The sequence below is a fragment of the Bacillus sp. SG-1 genome (genome assembly GCF_000181495.1).
Lineage (GTDB): Bacteria > Bacillota > Bacilli > Bacillales > Bacillaceae_B > Rossellomorea.
The window spans coordinates 620,799-638,400 of the sequence record NZ_ABCF01000001.1 but is presented as its reverse complement, the minus strand read 5'-3'; the positions used below and the strand labels follow the sequence as shown (position 1 = coordinate 638,400).

The 17,602-nt window shown below is 42.0% G+C and carries 19 protein-coding genes and 1 pseudogene; 3 read left to right on the top strand and 17 right to left on the bottom strand.

The window, feature by feature from the left end:
* Nucleotides 1-43: 43 nt before the first annotated feature.
* The 5 genes from BSG1_RS03420 to BSG1_RS03400 form a co-directional block, all read right to left on the bottom strand.
* A complete protein-coding gene (locus BSG1_RS03420) occupies nucleotides 44-517 on the bottom strand; it encodes a DUF1189 family protein (protein WP_006835442.1) in 474 nt (157 codons plus the stop codon).
* A gap of 21 nt (nucleotides 518-538) precedes the next feature.
* A complete protein-coding gene (locus BSG1_RS03415; protein ID WP_044022273.1) occupies nucleotides 539-784 on the bottom strand; it encodes a DUF1450 domain-containing protein in 246 nt (81 codons plus the stop codon).
* 518 nt (nucleotides 785-1,302) lie between these two features.
* Nucleotides 1,303-2,424 carry an NADH-dependent flavin oxidoreductase gene (locus BSG1_RS03410; protein WP_006835439.1) on the bottom strand — a complete coding sequence of 374 codons (1,122 nt, stop codon included), beginning with the start codon at nucleotides 2,422-2,424 and terminating at the stop codon, nucleotides 1,303-1,305.
* 52 nt (nucleotides 2,425-2,476) lie between these two features.
* Nucleotides 2,477-2,854, bottom strand: a complete 378-nt coding sequence (locus BSG1_RS03405; RefSeq protein WP_006835438.1) for an IDEAL domain-containing protein — start codon at nucleotides 2,852-2,854, stop codon at nucleotides 2,477-2,479.
* 164 nt (nucleotides 2,855-3,018) lie between these two features.
* Nucleotides 3,019-3,438 carry an Rrf2 family transcriptional regulator gene (locus BSG1_RS03400; RefSeq protein ID WP_044022272.1) on the bottom strand — a complete coding sequence of 140 codons (420 nt, stop codon included), beginning with the start codon at nucleotides 3,436-3,438 and terminating at the stop codon, nucleotides 3,019-3,021.
* Between the two features lie 464 nt (nucleotides 3,439-3,902).
* On the opposite strand from BSG1_RS03400, the gene BSG1_RS03395 reads away from it, so the two are divergent.
* Complete coding sequence (locus BSG1_RS03395) at nucleotides 3,903-4,616, top strand: 3-ketoacyl-ACP reductase (RefSeq protein WP_006835435.1); 714 nt, start codon at nucleotides 3,903-3,905, stop codon at nucleotides 4,614-4,616.
* A 46-nt stretch (nucleotides 4,617-4,662) separates the two neighbouring features.
* On the opposite strand, the gene BSG1_RS03390 is transcribed toward BSG1_RS03395, so the two are convergent.
* From BSG1_RS03390 to BSG1_RS03375, 4 genes are all read right to left on the bottom strand, one after another.
* Complete coding sequence (locus BSG1_RS03390) at nucleotides 4,663-5,511, bottom strand: cupin domain-containing protein (protein ID WP_006835434.1); 849 nt, start codon at nucleotides 5,509-5,511, stop codon at nucleotides 4,663-4,665.
* A gap of 126 nt (nucleotides 5,512-5,637) precedes the next feature.
* Nucleotides 5,638-5,853: a hypothetical protein gene (locus BSG1_RS03385; protein WP_006835433.1), complete on the bottom strand. Its 216-nt coding sequence runs from the start codon at nucleotides 5,851-5,853 to the stop codon at nucleotides 5,638-5,640.
* Between the two features lie 139 nt (nucleotides 5,854-5,992).
* Nucleotides 5,993-6,511 carry a GNAT family N-acetyltransferase gene (locus tag BSG1_RS03380; protein ID WP_006835432.1) on the bottom strand — a complete coding sequence of 173 codons (519 nt, stop codon included), beginning with the start codon at nucleotides 6,509-6,511 and terminating at the stop codon, nucleotides 5,993-5,995.
* Between the two features lie 149 nt (nucleotides 6,512-6,660).
* Nucleotides 6,661-7,482 (bottom strand): STAS domain-containing protein, encoded by an 822-nt coding sequence (locus BSG1_RS03375; protein ID WP_006835431.1) that lies wholly within the window; start codon nucleotides 7,480-7,482, stop codon nucleotides 6,661-6,663.
* Nucleotides 7,483-7,849: 367 nt separating this feature from the next.
* On the opposite strand from BSG1_RS03375, the pseudogene BSG1_RS03370 reads away from it, so the two are divergent.
* Nucleotides 7,850-8,703 (top strand): annotated as a pseudogene (locus BSG1_RS03370) (manganese catalase family protein).
* 174 nt (nucleotides 8,704-8,877) lie between these two features.
* Nucleotides 8,878-8,976, top strand: coding sequence for a YjcZ family sporulation protein (locus BSG1_RS20060; RefSeq protein WP_006835429.1), 99 nt, complete (start codon nucleotides 8,878-8,880; stop codon nucleotides 8,974-8,976).
* An 80-nt stretch (nucleotides 8,977-9,056) separates the two neighbouring features.
* Here BSG1_RS20060 and BSG1_RS03365 read toward each other — a convergent pair whose 3' ends face one another.
* From BSG1_RS03365 to BSG1_RS03330, 8 genes are all read right to left on the bottom strand, one after another.
* Nucleotides 9,057-10,253: a type III PLP-dependent enzyme gene (locus tag BSG1_RS03365; protein WP_006835428.1), complete on the bottom strand. Its 1,197-nt coding sequence runs from the start codon at nucleotides 10,251-10,253 to the stop codon at nucleotides 9,057-9,059.
* 4 nt (nucleotides 10,254-10,257) lie between these two features.
* Entirely contained in the window at nucleotides 10,258-11,478 is a 1,221-nt protein-coding gene (locus BSG1_RS03360) for an MFS transporter (RefSeq protein WP_006835427.1), read from the bottom strand.
* On the bottom strand, nucleotides 11,471-13,453 hold the full coding sequence (locus BSG1_RS03355) for an IucA/IucC family protein (RefSeq protein ID WP_006835426.1): 1,983 nt from the start codon (nucleotides 13,451-13,453) through the stop codon (nucleotides 11,471-11,473). The genes BSG1_RS03360 and BSG1_RS03355 overlap by 8 nt, the downstream gene beginning before the upstream one ends.
* Nucleotides 13,450-15,288, bottom strand: a complete 1,839-nt coding sequence (locus BSG1_RS03350) for an IucA/IucC family protein (protein WP_006835425.1) — start codon at nucleotides 15,286-15,288, stop codon at nucleotides 13,450-13,452. The genes BSG1_RS03355 and BSG1_RS03350 overlap by 4 nt, the downstream gene beginning before the upstream one ends.
* 338 nt (nucleotides 15,289-15,626) lie before the next feature.
* Nucleotides 15,627-16,016: a hypothetical protein gene (locus BSG1_RS03345; protein ID WP_052302347.1), complete on the bottom strand. Its 390-nt coding sequence runs from the start codon at nucleotides 16,014-16,016 to the stop codon at nucleotides 15,627-15,629.
* A 106-nt stretch (nucleotides 16,017-16,122) separates the two neighbouring features.
* Nucleotides 16,123-16,860 carry a hypothetical protein gene (locus tag BSG1_RS03340; protein ID WP_006835423.1) on the bottom strand — a complete coding sequence of 246 codons (738 nt, stop codon included), beginning with the start codon at nucleotides 16,858-16,860 and terminating at the stop codon, nucleotides 16,123-16,125.
* Between the two features lie 15 nt (nucleotides 16,861-16,875).
* On the bottom strand, nucleotides 16,876-17,238 hold the full coding sequence (locus tag BSG1_RS03335) for a hypothetical protein (protein ID WP_006835422.1): 363 nt from the start codon (nucleotides 17,236-17,238) through the stop codon (nucleotides 16,876-16,878).
* Between the two features lie 87 nt (nucleotides 17,239-17,325).
* Nucleotides 17,326-17,529 carry a zinc ribbon domain-containing protein gene (locus BSG1_RS03330; RefSeq protein WP_044022271.1) on the bottom strand — a complete coding sequence of 68 codons (204 nt, stop codon included), beginning with the start codon at nucleotides 17,527-17,529 and terminating at the stop codon, nucleotides 17,326-17,328.
* Nucleotides 17,530-17,602: the final 73 nt, after the last annotated feature.

Below are 17,602 nucleotides of genomic sequence, written 5' to 3'. Positions count from 1 at the left end.
GATTTTTACGATTCTACAATAACACATAACTGGCAGATTTTCGTTAATTATGCTTTCGTTTGGGGAAGTCCATGATCATTTTAATATGAATGATGAAGAAAACAATCAGGAAGACAAGAGATGTCAGAAAATCTTTCCCCAGGATTAAATTGCCCAGAAGAGCTGCTAGGATGGGCAAGGGCAGCGAAAAAGCCGCCATTTTCCAAAGATATTGATACTTAAGGTTCCGTTGGGTCATCCTTGCTAAGCCGACGAGGATGATGGTCATCACAGAAATTCCCGCCAATACGATGAAAGCTGAAAAAAACGGTCCGAGAACCAAGTATTGAAGCAGAAATAGACCGTCCATCTCTCTGCCTTCTTTTAAAAATAACTCAGTAAACCCGGGTACATTAATAAAGATAACGAGAGAAAACAAATACAGCAATGTTTCTGTCAAATTGGTCTTATTCAAATAGATCCGTGCCTTCTTCTTCGGCAGGCGCAGTGCGTTCGTATAAATATGAAATAATTTCATGCTAACCCTCACCATTCCATCCTATGCATAAATCGCAAGTTCCTTTTCAATATGCTCTTCAATCTTTATCAGGCATTCCTCTGCGGTCTTGGCAAATATCCGCTTACCATTCACAATCGCATACGGCCGTTTCGCACACATTCCGCAAAAAGAAAGACATGTGTTTTCAAGAACAGAAACTTCCGGATACTTGCCTTCAAGTATCTCTTCCAGATTGATAGAATTAATCAAACTGCCGTCACAAATTTCCACCACTACAATTCCCATGCTTGCCGCCCTCCTTTTCATCTTGATGTTTAGATATATTGTTCAGGGATTGATCCACTATTGTTCATGATCAAAGTCCCATTATAACAAAAAATAAATGCATGTCTCTTCTGTAAAAGAGACAATTTTTTAAACACAGTATCTTGGTTGATGAAGGTTCACTTCTTAGTCAGTGAGGTTCTTGATGCTTTTGATAAAAATAACAAACTTAGCTGCAAATTTTGTATGTGAGTTTACCATTTACTCATAATCACATACTAAATAACCCGTTATTTGTATGTGGTATCAACCAAATAGACAAACTCACCTAAAAATAAGGGCCTGATTGGTAGGTGAGTTCTCCATTTTCTCTTCATCACACACGAAACAAGCCATTATTTGTAGGCGATAATAGTTATAAACCAAGCTCACCTGCAAAAAAACCTTAATATCACCTTGAGGTACCCCCATAAACAAAACCCTGCCCCCCATCAAATTCAATGGGCAGGCAGGGACAAATAGAATCGTCACAAATAAGTTTAGTCTTTCACCGGGAACCAGCCAGGTGTGTTGATGATAGCGTTCCAAAGATAGTCTGGGATGACGAGTTTCTCCTGGTCATTCTTAGAAAGAGTTGCAGCGATTTCGTCTTCTCTTCCTTCCTCGACTTTTTGTACCCAGTCAGGTTCCATGATCAGTTCACGGCCAAGTGCCAGGAGAGGAACTCCAGCTTCTATGGCTTTCACTGCTTCTTCTGGTGTATGGATGCCCCCTACACCGATAAGTGGAGCACGGTCGCCAATTGTTTCTAGCAGGTATTGAATCCGAGTCTTGCCAGAATCGACGCCTCGTCTCGGCTCTGACCAGAAGTCCATCAGGGAGACATGAATATAATCCAGGTCCTGGTCAGCGAGCTTGTCTACTAAAACAAGAGTATCATCCATTGTAATCCCAGGTGTTTCAGGCTCCTCAGGAGAGAAGCGATAGCCGATGATGAAAGAGTCATCCGCATGTTCAGCAGCAGTTTTTTTCACTTCCTGCACAACAGCAAGCGGGAAATTCATTCGTTTTTCCAGGCTTCCGCCCCACTTATCTTTACGACGGTTTGAGTGCGGGGAAAAGAATTGCTGAATTAAGTAACCGTTTGCCCCATGGATTTCCACACCGTCAAATCCTGCCAGTATGGCGCGGCGTGTTGCTTCGCCAAATGCGGAAATAATGTCTTCCACTTCCGTTTTACCCAAAGCCCTGGGTGTATGTTCGCTTCCTTCAGCTGCCACAGCACTAGCGCTGACGATATCTCCATTGGGAACGAGTTCCGGAGGGCAAGCCCGTCCACCATGGAAAATTTGAAGAACAGCTTTCGAACCTTTTTCTTTAAGAGCATCCGCGAGTCTTTTCAGGCTGGGAATCATGTCATCGTTATCCGCGCCGAATTCTCCATGAAATCCTTTGCCGCTTGGCGTCACATACGTGCAGGCGGTGATGGCCATTCCTACCCCTTTTGACCGGCGGATATAGTAGTCAATCTCAGTATCACTCACCGTTCCATCCGGGTTGGATGCAAAATTTGTCATCGGTGCCAAAACAATACGGTTTTTTAATTCAACACCCTTTTTAAATTGAAAAGGCTCTACTAAAGGTTTATAGTTTTCATTCAATCCTATTCACTCCAATTTACATGTTTAGTACTGTTCTTTTGTTTGTTTATTGTTATTTTACATGAGGAAAATTTAATCTGTTAATCACGTCAGAGCGATTTACAGTCTTTCTCTTACTGGACTTCTGTTCTAACTGACTTAATTCCGCAGTCAACTCCATGAACCATTTTTCATCTCGTGTCTGCAGAGCCAAATCGATCAATTCTGCTGCATCTTCCTTCGTTAATATTGGTGTATAAGGAAGGGCTGACACAGAGCGAAGGAATGTCTCGATGGTTCTTCCAGCGATGGAAGCCTGTTCAGTCTGGACTGCTCTGATCTTCGCTGTTTTGCTGTCATCATTCACTCCTTCGATATAGCCTATGACAAGTTCACCTTCAACCGTTTTTGCTTTTACCCAGTCTCCAAGTGAAAAGTTTTTCTTATTCATGCCATTCACCTTCCTCGAAATGTAATTATATTAGTTACAGTTATTTTAAAAGAAAAGCTTAAATGTTCGGAACACCTAAGCCTGCTTTTGTATTTGAGAAGTATTTACCCCAAAACTCTTACTGTAATCATATAACTTACAGTTGATGAAGTCAAACTTCGTGATTATCGTGTTTGCCTGATTTGATTCAGCACGGATTCTATCGTTGTTTTATCGAGGTACTCGGCAAAATATTGATCGGCTTCGGTAAAAATACCATTCACCACTTCTTGTATGTTCGTTGAAATCAAACAGGATTCCTCCCTTTCCCCCTTGCACCAGGTCGGTTTAATCGCACCGTATGAAACAGATCGATAGACTTGGCCCAGGGTTATATCCCCAGGTTCTGCAGTTAATGTATAGCCTCCGCCGGTCCCTTCTTTCGTTTTAACAAACCCGGTGTCGCGAAGACAGCTCATGATTTTACGGACCCTCACAGGATTGGTGGCCACATTCTGGGCAATCGCCTGGCTGCTCGCCATATGATCTGGTAAATAGGCTAAATAAACAAGACTGTGAACGGCAATCGTAAATTCACTATTCACATACATCACCTCCAGATATCTTACTGTAAGGCTCTTTTCTAAAACTTTGCTGCCTTTTTAATATGAATTTCAAAAAAGTTGATATCTTCATATGCAAAATCCTGGTAAGCAAGAAAGAAAAGAGCTGCTTTCATCTTTTTAGAACGCTGTTTTCGTATATATTGTTGCTCTCGGAAAAATCCAAAGAGCCGGATTTTTCGAAACAACAAGTTTGCAAAAACAGCTTACTGTAATGATAGGTTTTACAGTTCAGTCTGTCAATGGCAGCAGTTTTATTCTTATTAAGTGCAATGAACTTCTCGGTTATTTCCCTTATTCATCAGGATATTTCACCAGCACGTACGCCAAACTACAGAGGGGTTTCATTTGCCTGATAAAAATTTTAAGCAGATTTCTTGATTTAGAAATGGTTTCAGGCCAAAATCATGTAGTGTAAAATTTTACTATAGGAAGGACGAGTTTGAATGGACTTAAAAGGTAAATCAGCACTCATTACGGGGGCTGGCCGTGGAATCGGCCGTGCCACAGCGATTGCATTGGCGAAAGAAGGCGTAAACATCGGGTTAGTCGGTTTGACAATGGAGAATTTGGAAAAGGTTGCTGAGGAATTATCTCAGTATGATGTTCAAGTTTCTGCTGCCACAGCCGATGTCTCTGATCTGGAATCGGTAAATCATGCAACGGAGCATATCAAATCTGATTTGGGGCCTATCGATATCCTCATCAACAATGCGGGAATCGGTAAATTCGGAGGGTTCCTTGATTTAGATCCCCAAGAATGGGAAAAAATCATCCGTGTTAATCTAATGGGCGTATATAATGCCACAAGAGCGGTCCTTCCAGAAATGATTGAGAGAAAAACGGGAGATATCATCAACGTTTCCTCAACAGCCGGTCAAAAAGGTGCTCCGGTTACGAGTGCTTACAGCGCGTCCAAATTCGGTGTGCTAGGGCTGACTGAGTCCCTCATGCAGGAAGTTCGCAAGCATAATATCCGTGTGACGGCTTTAACGCCTAGTACAGTTGTAACTGATCTGGCGCAGGAAAACAACCTTTTATCAGATAACACAGAAAATGTGATGCAGCCGGAAGACCTTGCTGAGCTGATTGTGTCTACGTTGAAGTTGAACCGCAGAGTGTTCATTAAATCCTCAGGTATGTGGTCTACAAATCCTTAAAAATAGTTTCGCCCCCTGGAGACATAATCTCCAAGGGGCTTTTTTTTCAATATTCTTCCGCAGCCATTGCATCGGCTTTTGTTTCATGTACGGTCCCAAAAGGATGTTCAGGCGGAGCATAAATCGCATACACTTTCATCGGTGTGCTGCCAGTATTGGTGATATTATGCCATTTCCCCGCTGGAATCATGACGGCATAATCCGCGTAAGCATATTGCTCAAAGGTTAAATCATCCTGCGTATCCCCCATTTGAACAAGCCCCTGTCCTTCTTCAATCCTGATGAATTGGTCGGTTTCAGGATGCACTTCCAGGCCGATGTCATCTCCCACGTCGATACTCATCAACGTTACTTGCAAAAGATCTCCTGTCCATAATGCGGTTCGATACGTATTATTTTCAGTCGTCACTTTCTCTATGTCCACGACAAAAGGGTTGGATCCAAAATCTTGAAGGGAGCTCCCAGCTTGCTCTCTTAAGAAGTTAATTCTTAAGGCATTATCCCTTTGAGATGCAAATGCCTGGAGGATTGCATTTTGTATAATCGGGTGATGAGAAACTAAATAAAAATTGTTCCGATACTCTTCTGAGTTGCTGAATTCAGCGTGGAAAGCTTTTTCCAATCCGTCCTGATAGCTGTCAAATCCAATTTGATCGATTTCGTATTGAGGTTGCCCGCCTGTCATACTTGTATACAGGGCGGCAAATTGTCTCAGGTGGTAATCTTTGTTTCTCAATGCGTCAAAAAGGATCCATTGGTGCTCCTGATTCGGTGCTGCATGAGATAACCGGTTAAAAAGGTCCAAGGCTTCAGCATTCTTTTTTATGATAGAAAAGAGTTCTTCACTGATATCATGTTGTGCATCTTGGTTGTTCACTTGAAAAAAATATGACAACGACTTTCATTCCCTTCCAAAGTTTTTCAAAATATCTTATGCCCAAGGCGATAGAATGTACCCTAATTGGAGAGGAATTAAAAAACAGTTCATTCGTATAAACAAATGAACTGCAGGGATCGTAAATCATCTTTTCTTCTTTTTGGAAAGGTCGACTGCCGGTTTTTTAACAACCTTCTCGAGTTGGACCTGGACATGAACCTTATTGCCTTCTGTAGCCTGGGTACTTTCCACCTTTGCTTTCCGGCCTTTGATCTTTAATTCTTCCCCTTCTGCAGGCACGCTCTGCCTTAACTGGTGCAGCAAGAGATTTCTGTTTTCATAAAAGTACACAATATACATTGAGGTTCACCTGCTTCATATAGGATATAATTCCTTTCCATCACTATATGAAGACAAAGTGGATTAGATAACAAAGCCATGATATTTTCATCTGCTTATGTAAGTGTGTACCTGCGATTGCCGCCCCGCTTGCTTTATTTCATTCAGAGGTGAAAAGGATCTTTTTAATATCCTTCCAACCGTACACCCGCTCCGGGAGCTTTACACCGGCCATTTCAACTTCCACAGAATCCAGCCTCACAGCGCCAAGTGATTCATAAAAAAGTCTGGAGGGATTATCTTCCAGGACAGTCACCGTCATGCTGTCAATCTGTTTTTGTAATAGGTCGTTGACGACAGGCTTAATGAGCTTCTTTCCCCACCCTTTTCTCTGGTATTCTTCCAAAATGTAGATTGCATATAATTCACCTTTAAACTCAGGATATTTCTGTGTTCTTTCCATTCCTCCGCTAGAGAATCCTATAATTCTCCCTTTATCTTCTGCCACATAGGCAGTGCCTTCTTTTAAAATCATATCCCATTTTTGTTCACGGCTTTCATAGGTCATGGCGTCTAAATAATCATCTGGTACTAGTCCCTTATAAGTCGTTTTCCAGGTATCGACCTGAACCTTTGCAATGCCTGAAGCGTCACTTATTGAAGCTTTTCTGATAATCATGTTTCTTCCCCCTGCCTTGTAAGTCTTTTAAGTTAGTATAAAACCAACACGGATTTTAAAGTAAGCGGGGTACCTCAAACGCTGAAAAATTGAAAATGATGCCCTTCGCAAGCTAAGCGAACGACATCAACAAAAGGAAGTACGCCCCCCTATGAATTAAGCATTTCCAAAGCCTGCCTGACGCTTCCGTAAAAGCTGATGCTGTCTGTTTCAACTCCAATTGCGACGGCTGTCTTCGCTAACTCCGGTGATATTCCGGTCGAGATGACTTTGATTCCCAACAGGCGAAGCATGCTGCCGGCACTATCAAGGTTCCTGACGGCCAGTTCGTCGATATCATTTACACCTGAGAAATCGGCAATAAGATAATTAATTTTCAAATCATTTACTTTTGGCAATACCGTTTCAATCAAGTGATTTGTTCTGTGCTCATCCATATTCCCGACAAGCGGAATGACAGCCATTTCTTTCGTCAAGGGTACAACCGGGAATGAGAGAACATCGATCTCTTCTTTGAATTCTTCTTTCATCGTTTTGTTGTAATCTTCAAAAGCGATCACAGTTTCTTCCAGACTGACATCCAGAAGTCTATTAACCTTTTTCAAGACGAGGGTAAAATCATCGGTGGATAATTCAAATTGTTTGCTCCATCCAGAGATCAGGTCGGTAAATACTTCCCTGGTTGGCGGATAGCGGACAATGATTTCTGAGATTTCCCCATTAGCAGACACGAGTTCATAAGCATTCAGCTTACACCACTCGATCAGTTCCGGAGGCATGCTGTCTTCATCAGATTCTAACGACACACTCAGAAAATTCACAAGTGCTTCATACATCGTGACGGCCCGGTCTTTTTCTTGTTGTGATATTGTCAACTCCATCCTTTCGAGGACTGAATCGACAATTGTTTTGGCAAGTTCGTTTTCATTAGTTTTTAAATATGCAGCGAGATTGCTTATCGTTGGTTTCATGTGAGCTGCTCCCTTGTTTTTAGATTAGGCTCATTCCGTTTACCTTTTGTTTTTATATGCAGTGCTGTGATTACCGCGCCAGTTTTGTGGCCGTTCGCTTCAAACAAAAACCTCAGTTAGATGCATTTTCCTAAGGCCCCTGGAATTCTTATTTTCTTAATCACTTATCTTTTAAACTCTCAATTATTCCCTAAAGTCTTCCCAGCAAAAGCCGGTAACCTAGTTAACGACAAATTTCGTTTACTCTCATCATTCTAATATATTTATGCGTGTGCGTGAAAGCACCTTTTTTACCATTAGACATACACACAATACAACCATGGCAATAAGATAAATGGAATCATGTATAGAAAAGGAGATATGCCTAGTGTTTTATCATATAAAAGAATTGAATATGAGGCGAAACCGGAAAGACCGGATCCGTTGTTTGCGAAGAAGCTGCAGGAAATTCTGGGAGGTCAGTTTGGAGAGATATCGGTTGCTATGCAGTATCTCTTTCAAGGCTGGAATGTGAGAGGGAACGGAAAATATAAAGATTTACTTATGGATACGGGGGCCGAAGAGCTGGCGCATATTGAAATGCTTGCCACTATGATTGCCAGGCTTTTAGACGGGGCACCTGTTGGCGACCTGGAAGTGGCTGCACAGGATCCGGTCATCGGTGCAGTCCTAGGCGGAATGAATCCGCAGCATGCGATAGTGTCAGGGCTCGGTGCCATGCCTGTTGACAGTGTTGGAAACAGATGGACTGCACACTATGTCGGAGCGAGCGGCAACCTGCTGGCTGATTTCAGAGCGAACTTGAATGCAGAATCACAAGGGCGCCTTCAAGCTGTTCGTTTGTACGAAACAACCACAGACCGCGGCGTCAAGGATATGCTGTCGTGGCTGATTGCCCGTGACACGATGCACCAGAATCAATGGATTGCCGCCATTAAGGAATTAGAGGCGAAAGAAAATGTCGTGGTGCCTAGTACGTTTCCGAAAGAATTGGAAAAACAAGAGGTTTCTTATACACTCTTCAATCTTTCCAGAGGAAACAAGAGTGCTGCCGGCAGATGGGCGAGCGGACCGAGCATGGATGGGCTTGGAACCTTCAACTATGTGGAGCATCCAGTTCCATTCGGACAGAAACCTTCCCTTTCGCCTGCACCGCCTTATATCCATGATACTCTTCCTTCCGTTCTCAAGAGTGACATGGTCCCGCCTAGTATGTGTTAAAGGATTTAGCCCAAAAAGGCCCTGTATGACGGGTCTTTTTGTATTTTGTCGGTTCGACAAATTCCGAGGAGTGCCTGGGACGAAGAATAATCTGGAGCATTGAGGCCCCTGCCCTTACACTGCCGATTACTTCACATATACTATTTAAGCCCCTTTTGAAGGAGGTGTTAATACATGAGTGAAAGAGGATATGGAGCAGGTTTTGCTCTGATTGTTGTATTGTTCATCCTTTTGATCATTGTCGGTGCAGCCTATGTTGGCGGCGGATATTAATCCGATGGTGGTTAGTATTTTTGTGTTGCTGTAACAGAAAAAGGAGCAGGCGATTCTGCTCCTTTTTACATATTTATCCGCTAATCAAGATAATGGAAGTCTGGAGCCGGGTGTGATAAAAAGTCATGGTGGGAGATGGTCCATCCGTAGGCTCCTGAGAGGTGAAACATCACCAGGTCGCCGACTTTCAAATCATCGACATATTGCTTTCTGACAAGGAGGTCATTGGGGGTACACAGCTCCCCAGCGATTGTGATTCTCTCTCCCTTTACAGCAGGTCTTGGCAGGGGTGCTTCCTTCCACTCTGTGACTGGATATACTGAGAATGGATGGCTCATCTTCCATGCTGCCGGCAGCCTTAAATGGTGGGTCCCTCCCCTGACCAGGGGAAACCATTCATCATAATTTTGTTTAAGGTCAATGACTTCTGTTATATAAAATCCACACTGAGCCGTCAAATAGCGGCCAAGTTCCATGATTAACTCCAGTTGATTAGCTTCAAACTCTTCTTGCATTTGATGAAGTCCTTCACTGAAAAAAGTCCAGTCGAATGATTCGGAAGGATTTTCATAATTCACCCCGATTCCGCCCCCGATATTCACTACTCCTAAATCCAGCGAGAAGGTTTTTTTCCATTCTAAACTTTTTTCCAAACATCTTTTCACAAAAATCAGGTGCTCTTCGGCATTCAGGTTGTTGCTCATGGCGTGAAAGTGGAAGCCATTCAATTCAATGTATGGAAATTCTGAGAGTTTTTCAAGAATGGAAGGAATCTTTCTTTCTTCGATGCCAAACTGGGTCGGCACCCCAGACATCTTATGAGAACTGTTACTGACATTATGCTGCAAATTGATCCGTATCAAAACGGGGAGCGCCTTTCCCGCTTCTTTCCCAACTCGATTCAGCCTATACAAATCCCGCTCACTTTCAACGTTCATGAAGCGAAGGCTCCCATCCGCCAAATAAGCCAACTCTCTGTCCTTTTTAGCAGGAGCAGCGAATATGACAGGGAGCGCGGAGAGCTTATGTACTTTGAGAATCTCCCCTTCTGATGCTGTATCGAAACCATCAACAATGCCAGAAAGAGCTTCCAGGATCCGATTATCCGGATTGGCCTTGACGGCATAGTATAAAGAACAAAAAGCCGGCAGTGAATCTTTCAGTCTACGGGCATGTTCTCTTAAACCTTTTAAATCATATACATAGGCACATACCGGATCGACGCTTTGAATTTCCATCAGCCTTTTCAAATGTTCGGTTACTCTATCTGTATTCATTTTGTTACTCCTTCCAAAGTCTGCGGTTACTTCTCAGGATCGATATGGTCAACACGATGGTTCCTGCGCCCATAAAGATTCCGGCGCTGTGGGCACCAAATGAGTTTGCCACGAAACCAACCATTATAGCACCCAGGGGAATATAGCCTCTGTCCATCAAGACGATACTAAGGACTCTTCCTCTATACTCTTCTGCCACTTTCATCTGAACCATGATTCTGTTTAACGTTCGGTAAAATTGGCTGACAAAGCCTACTAGAAACATAAAAAGATAGGCCAACAAGTAGTAATCACTGAAGACTGTAAACAATACAAGGCTCGTCCCAAATCCAAGGGAGGACAGAATCAGCCATTTTCCTCCATTCCTCGGCTGCTTCCAAGCTAAAACGGCAGTAGAAACAATCGCACCGACGGACGAGACAGAGAGAAGCAAGCCAAAGCCGTCAGGTCCTATTTCCATCAGTTCACCTGCCAGAACTGGAAGCATCGTGGTATAGGGGAACCCCAATACCATTGGAGCAATTGAGAGTAGTACAATGGATACTAGAACGGGTTGACTATTCATATAAACCAAAGTTTCTTTTACCGTCTTTTTCTGACTGAGTTTCCTCTCTTTATCCGCTTTACGAGCATCAGACATCCCCCATAATGTTAAGAGTCCTATCAATGGTCCGATTGAAATCAGCAGCAATATATCCCCTGCTGGATAATATGTAAGCAGTAAACCGGCAGCTGCCGGACCAATCATCCTGGCAACATTGATGATGGTGGTCTGAAGGGTGACCGCGCTTCCGAGCATGTCTATGGAGACAATGTCTGAAAGATACGCATTCCGGATGGGAACTTCGAAGCTCATGAGTATAGATTTCAAGGTAACGATCGTCATCAGAGTGATAGTAGAATTCCCCTCGGAGATTACAAAGGCAATGAATAATGTCGTTAGAAAAAGGCCTGTATGGATAAATTGGAGCGATTTTTTTCGATTAAACCGGTCAGCGATAGAACCGGCGAAAAGTGAGAAGAAAAATACCGGCAATAACCTGCAGCCATTCAGAATTCCTAAGGCCACCGCAGATTGTGTCCAATCATAGACAATCCAATTCAAAATGGTCAGGTCCATCCAGTCAGATGTCCTGACGAAGAAGCTTCCATAAAGGAACCTGCGATAAGTCCTCGATTTAAACGCGAAGGATCCGCTAACCGATTCCGTAGTCGTATTATTCATTTTTCTTTGCCAGCGGGTTTGTCACCGAACTATACAAATACCCGTCTGAATCACTCATTCTCATTTTAGTCAAAGCTTTATGCCTCATTTTCTCCTGATAAAAGAAGATTCGATCCTCCTTTACATTTTGTCCGGCAGAATAAGACAAGGAGAGGAACACGTTCTCCATTGCGGTTTTGACTTCCCTCCAGAACAGACCTTCATTTAATCCGGAACATTCAACGAGCTGCCGGATAATTTCCCCTATATGACTTTGTATAATTGTATAGTGGGCCTTTGAATACATTTCATCTGGATCGCTTGTTTGAATCAAGCTTCCTGAAAGAAAATTCGGTTTAAGACCCTGTGCTTTAAGGCGTTTTGTATAAATCCTCGCACCGCCCCAATCACGAAAATAAAATTTGACAGGCTTTCCGTTTTTGAACACAGGGACGCTGTTTTGTAAATGCCCTTCAAGAGCAACCCCATATTTCGTCAAAAGAGTTAAAAATCCCGGCAAAGTGATGGACAAGTATTGTTTAAAGAAGGAAATACCCCCTTCCCTTTTTGGTAAATCATAAAAATAAACATATTCATCCAGGAGTTCTCTTAGTATCGTTTTGTTTGTAAAGGGAGACTTGTTGTATAAACTGCTCCCGGCAATGGGAAACTCATCTTCTTCAAGGTCATTTTCACGGTTTTCCCGGATGACTACTGTCAGATTTCTTGATTTCGCATTATCATTTGACTTAAATGCATATCCAGCCGTTTCGTTTAACGGGATGAAGTGCTTCAAACTGGGTTCTCTTTCAAGGATTTTTTCCGTCATTTCGCTGAACACAGTCGCGTTCAGGGCCGTATTTTTAGAGATGGAACGAACCGTTGATGTCATCTGACTATTAACCGCAAGTTTAATAAATGGGCTCTTTCCCTCGGCTGCCAGCACCGTTCGAAATGATGAGGTGGCGGTTCCTTGAGCAGTTATCGAAGGAAGCGGGATGATGATATTTGCTGCGATTTCCTCTCTATAAATAGAAAAAAGCGAATGATGGTATTGCCATTCATGAACAGGAAGAAGCTGATAGGATGCTGGTTCAAGACCTTGGTCCTTCAATGTCCGCTTGAATGCCAAATACTGATTGTTAAATAACTTCTCTATTGTTTTTGGTACAAGCTCACTCTTATGGAGATGTTCCTTATGCACCGCCACAAAGAAAATAGGGAATTTACCGTGAAATTCTGGTGAATACCGTCTGACATCTTCAGAAGACATTCCTGTTTTGGTTTTCGTTCCCGGATGAAGATGATGCCCTTCCAGCGCCAGCTGTTCGTAAAACAGCATAGAACTCCACTCGGGTTCTTCTTTCTTTTTTGCCGTGTTGTATTCCAAGGTGCTTTTTATATCTTGTTTCCTTGCTTCTTGTCTAAGTTGATTGGCCCATTCTTGATGATAGCTGTACGCCATCGTTATGTTGGCTGTACCGTTGTCAAGTTCCTCTTGCAATCGTTCACTTTGTTTCTCCAATGACATTAATCTAAGGAGTTCGCTTGCTGTTTCTACTCGGCGGCAAGAGTCCTTTGTAATCAGCAGAATGTCACCTTCCATAGTAACCCTTCGAAAAGCAAATTCATTTTGGATGGGAAACAGAAGAATATACGCTTTAAAGGATTTCAACCAGTAAGTCAAATGTTCCTTCAAGTTCAGCGTCTGCACCTGAGGAAGAAAACGTTCGCATGCTCTATACCCATCCACTGAACTTGGGAGATAGGCGGAACCAATCCTTATTAATTCGATTCTTTCAGTGTATAAGTTCCCGATATCCTCCCTCAGAAGAGATGCTGCCAGCTTGTGTAATATGTGACGCCTGCCCTCTTCAACAAACCCTAAATACGACTCCAACATAGAAGTATCCATACCTTTTAAATACTGTTTTTCACCTTTGAACGGTTCTTTCTCAACTGCAAAGCCCTCCATGGTTTTTAGATTCACATTCATAGAATGTTTCCTCCTTTATTCAGTGGATGTAAAGGGTTGCCTGCATTTACATATACGCCTTCAGTGAACGAATCAGACAGCCTCATTTTAACCAAGGCTTTAAGATAGGTGAACGGTGCGAATAAGTGGTCTTCCAGTTCAGCGATCCTTCCCTGTAGCCGTTCTTCTACCCGTATTTCAGTCAGGTAAGAGCATACAACTGCTTTTACCTTATCCCATAGGACTTTTTCTTTGATTCCATTTTCCCTTGCGAGCCCAACAATCATTTCTCCCAAATGGTTATGAATCACGGCATGGGAAAACATTTGATAAAGATCCCTAGTGTCATTTGTCAATAAATTCGTTGAATCGTTGATTTTATTGACATCCATCCATTCTGCCGAAAGCTGTTTATGAATTCGGACACCACCGTTATCACGGACCATCAACTTAACGGGTATGCCTTCTTTAAAAATAATGATGGTATTCTGGAGATGAGCTTCCAAACTGATTCCATACTTGATCAACAAGTGCATCAGGACCGGCATCAGCACTTTCGTATAATGTCCTAGGAATTCGGCGGCACCCTCTTCTAAAGTAAGCTTTCTAGTTTCAGAGAAGCTCTCAATCAACTCCTTAAGAACGATTTTCTTCGAAGATGGGATCCTATTAATCAATGAGGCAGCCGGAACCGCTAATTCCCCTTGGGCCAGATATGCTTCTGGATTTTCCCTTATCAGACAAGATAAATTCTTTTCAGGAACAATTTCATCTGACTGCACAGATCCAGAATAATGGCTCCCCGCCACTTCAGCCAGGAAAATTGCTTTGCCTGAAATGAATGGATCATCTTGTTCCACTTTTTTTAAAAGCATTGACACCACAGGCCCATTATGAACTGATGCCGGTGAAACAAGCCGCTTGGCACTGGTCATCTGGATATTGACCGCTGTCTTGATGTGATGAAGCTTTGTCCCCTTCTCCGGAGCCATGGAACGGAAAGACATCAATGGCTTGACCATAATCCCCTGATTTAAGACGGTAATATTTCCATCTGACAAATCACTGTAGAAATGCTTCTCAATGACATGTTCGAACTGCCATGGATGCACAGGTATAAGTTCGTATGAAGTGCAATCGTAATTTTTGTCATTTACCATGTCTGGATAATCAGAAAGCAAAAGGTCTGTCATCGTTTTTTTGCTCATACTCGTCGTATTGACGATATCTTTATGTAAAGCCAGTACCTTTAACTCAACTTCCGCTTCCCATTCTGGTGCATACTTCTGATTTTCTTCTATGCTCAACCCCATTCTTGTCTTTGAACAAGGATGCAGTGTGTGACCTTCAATTACGGACTGTTCAAGAAAAACAAGCGGACTGAAAGCTGGAACACTGTTTTTCTGATGGAGCAGTGCATTGAACAATCCCTTGTCATAGTGGAAGCGGACCTTTTTTCTCTCTGCAGCAGTTAAAGCGAGAGCATCATTTCTAACACTGTCGTTTATTTCCTCCATCAATTGAAGGACCTCGTCTGTTTCTTGGAATAAGGCTTGCAGGAACTCAACAGGATGGGTTACTTCCTTCTTACTTCCTTCTTGTATATGTATTACTTGATCGATATCTATATGGCCCAGCAAATACTTTTTGTTAATATGGATATGAATGGATGAGTGAAGTTGATGTGTTTGAAGCCTGTATATTCCACCAAATTCTCCATATGGTATCCATTGGGATACTGCTGCTCCCTCTCTGATTATAGCCTGAACTAGTTTGTGAAGGATTCTTTTCTCTGAAGTAGAAATAAATTTTTTATGTATGTCAGTATTATTTTTCTCAGTAAGTTTATCAGACATTATTTTCCTCCTTACGAATATTCCAATTGAGAATCTTTTTCAATACCCTTCGAATAATAAATGAAAATGATTATCAACGTCAATGAATTTGTAGTAATTAAGGAAAATAGTCCCTTTTAAAATTTAAAATTGAAGATTTTATATTTTTATGAAGGGCTAATTAAAAAAAGACCTCCTTTATGAGGTCACTTGAAGGATCAATTAATTCTTTTATAGACAAGGATGTCATTTGGTGAGCTCAGTTTCCCGGTTTAGTAAAACGCTGTCCTTTTACAGAATGGCTCGGCAAGGGGGGCTTCCGCCAATCAAGGCTAAGATTTTAAATGTTCCTCCCTTGATTAATCCGTTGGAGAAGCGTTCTTCTCATAGCCCTTCCCGATAACTGTTTCTTTGTTTATATTGATATATACAACAAGTCTTCCATTAGTTTCGTCTTCGGTACCTTGAAATGTTACTGTATATAGTGTATCACCAACGTATTCATCGCCTAATTGTTTACCCAGTTGTTTGTCTGCAGTCACTTTATCAACAATAGAATCTTTGGGTGATACGGGAATTTTATTTTTCTCTTCACTTGTTAAGCTATTAAATGCAACCATTTCCAGGGGAGGTTTTTTATTTTCGAGAAAATTACATCCCGTTAAAATCAAAAGTAAACTTAGTAAAGCTGGTATTAGCCGGTTTTTCATCTTCAGACAGGCCCCTTTCAACATTAATGAACGAAACATCGCAATCCTGCTAGTGAGAAAAGTTTCCTAAAAAAAAGAAGTGCTAAATTCAATAAGATTTTGCACTCCTTTGAATGTTTTATTTGTTTGTGGGAAAATCCCAATATCAATTTGCTTCCGGAATAAACTGATGAAGGCCTTTGAATGTTCGATGCCCGTTATACCATTCGCTTCCGTCATACGAAATGGAATATGATTCAGCGATAGGCCCTTCGGAATAGAACACAACTCTATAAAACGTTGGTCCGGAGACCTTTGGCAAGTACATCCTGTTATGTACCTGCCCTTTAAGTAACACGTCTTTGAATTGATAGATACTCTGATTGTCCGAGATGGTGTTCACGAGGAGAGGAGAACGGGAACGTTTATAGATTTCTATTTTTTTGATTTTTTGGTTTGCAATAAATGGGATATCGATTTCTTCAGGAGATCTGGAGTTCTCTTGATAAATCATGTACCCCTGAGGGGAATCATCTGAGGCTGCTGCAATGAACTTCTCGAGGCCTGCTATCTTATAAAGACGGGTTCCCTCTGGCAAAAAGGAGGCATCTCCGTCTGACAGTTTATAGTGTGGATTTGCCTGTGCTTCTTCAAACACATTTGCCTTCACTACGCCTGCCTCTTCCCTAAGGAATTCCGGATGAGAAAGAATGCCCGAATATAAATAGTACTGTTTCCCGTGAAGTTGCACAACATCTGTCTGTGCTACCTCATGGAAAACCTGTCTCTCAGTGTTCTCCTCCTCTTCGTTCGGCAGCTCCTGATCTTTTTCTTCAGTGAGAACTAAATAAAGTGTAGCTGCCAATGCAGCGAGCACTATCACAATGGACCACTTTGTTCTCATAACTCACCTCTTGAGCTAACTGGTTTTTACTTTATTTTTACGGAGTTTCCAAAGTGCATACGCAAGATACAGAGCGGCAAGGGGCATTACGGCTTGAACTGTATTGGCTGAAATTGTGCCAAATACCAATCCCCCAGTAAGAACGAACAGAACATAGAGCAGAGTCCATGCCATTTTAGAAACCAGGACAAACTGAGGATGAATCCCCTTTTTAAACCTCTCACCGACTACAGCTGAAATGATAAATCCGAAAATCATCATTATGAACAAAACAGGTGCCAAAAAGTTCGGCAACCCTAATTGTTGTCCAAAAGTAAGATACATAAGTGAGAAGAAAAAAATGAGCAGATGAAAGTTGTATTTTACGATAGGTGTCATAGTCTCCCCCTTTTTTTAATTGGACGAGGTAACCGGAAAAATAGTTTCATACCGTTATCCTCTTAGGATGAAAGCAGCCGTAACGGATCACCCAAAAAATAAGTCTAATATATTGGAAGTTGAAGAGGCTTTTTTATTGTAGAACTCTGAATACCCGCAGCTTTCACAGTACACGACAATAAATTGATTATGCTGGATATCGAACATTTTTGATAATCCAGTCCCCGTCATAGCAACCTCTTTTTTTGCCGCATTCGTGCTGCCGCATTTTATACAACCTTGATTGGACATGGTATCCCTCCTTTTTTTCTTATCCTTTATATCGTATGGCGGTAAAAAAAGTTTCATGAAATTTGAAACAATT

Bases quoted from the DNA above. Each gene is read 5' to 3' on its own strand.
- BSG1_RS03395 (WP_006835435.1), top strand. From the start codon at position 3,903: ATGGACTTAAAAGGTAAATCAGCACTCATTACGGGGGCTGGCCGTGGA.
- BSG1_RS03345 (WP_052302347.1), bottom strand. From the start codon at position 16,016: ATGTTTCGTTCATTAATGTTGAAAGGGGCCTGTCTGAAGATGAAAAAC.
- BSG1_RS03375 (WP_006835431.1), bottom strand. From the start codon at position 7,482: ATGAAACCAACGATAAGCAATCTCGCTGCATATTTAAAAACTAATGAA.
- BSG1_RS20060 (WP_006835429.1), top strand. From the start codon at position 8,878: ATGAGTGAAAGAGGATATGGAGCAGGTTTTGCTCTGATTGTTGTATTG.
- BSG1_RS03380 (WP_006835432.1), bottom strand. From the start codon at position 6,511: ATGATTATCAGAAAAGCTTCAATAAGTGACGCTTCAGGCATTGCAAAG.
- BSG1_RS03405 (WP_006835438.1), bottom strand. From the start codon at position 2,854: ATGAATAAGAAAAACTTTTCACTTGGAGACTGGGTAAAAGCAAAAACG.
- BSG1_RS03335 (WP_006835422.1), bottom strand. From the start codon at position 17,238: ATGACACCTATCGTAAAATACAACTTTCATCTGCTCATTTTTTTCTTC.
- BSG1_RS03360 (WP_006835427.1), bottom strand. From the start codon at position 11,478: ATGAATAATACGACTACGGAATCGGTTAGCGGATCCTTCGCGTTTAAA.
- BSG1_RS03365 (WP_006835428.1), bottom strand. From the start codon at position 10,253: ATGAATACAGATAGAGTAACCGAACATTTGAAAAGGCTGATGGAAATT.
- BSG1_RS03330 (WP_044022271.1), bottom strand. From the start codon at position 17,529: ATGTCCAATCAAGGTTGTATAAAATGCGGCAGCACGAATGCGGCAAAA.
- BSG1_RS03420 (WP_006835442.1), bottom strand. From the start codon at position 517: ATGAAATTATTTCATATTTATACGAACGCACTGCGCCTGCCGAAGAAG.
- BSG1_RS03385 (WP_006835433.1), bottom strand. From the start codon at position 5,853: ATGTATATTGTGTACTTTTATGAAAACAGAAATCTCTTGCTGCACCAG.
- BSG1_RS03340 (WP_006835423.1), bottom strand. From the start codon at position 16,860: ATGAGAACAAAGTGGTCCATTGTGATAGTGCTCGCTGCATTGGCAGCT.
- BSG1_RS03350 (WP_006835425.1), bottom strand. From the start codon at position 15,288: ATGTCTGATAAACTTACTGAGAAAAATAATACTGACATACATAAAAAA.
- BSG1_RS03415 (WP_044022273.1), bottom strand. From the start codon at position 784: ATGGGAATTGTAGTGGTGGAAATTTGTGACGGCAGTTTGATTAATTCT.
- BSG1_RS03355 (WP_006835426.1), bottom strand. From the start codon at position 13,453: ATGAATGTGAATCTAAAAACCATGGAGGGCTTTGCAGTTGAGAAAGAA.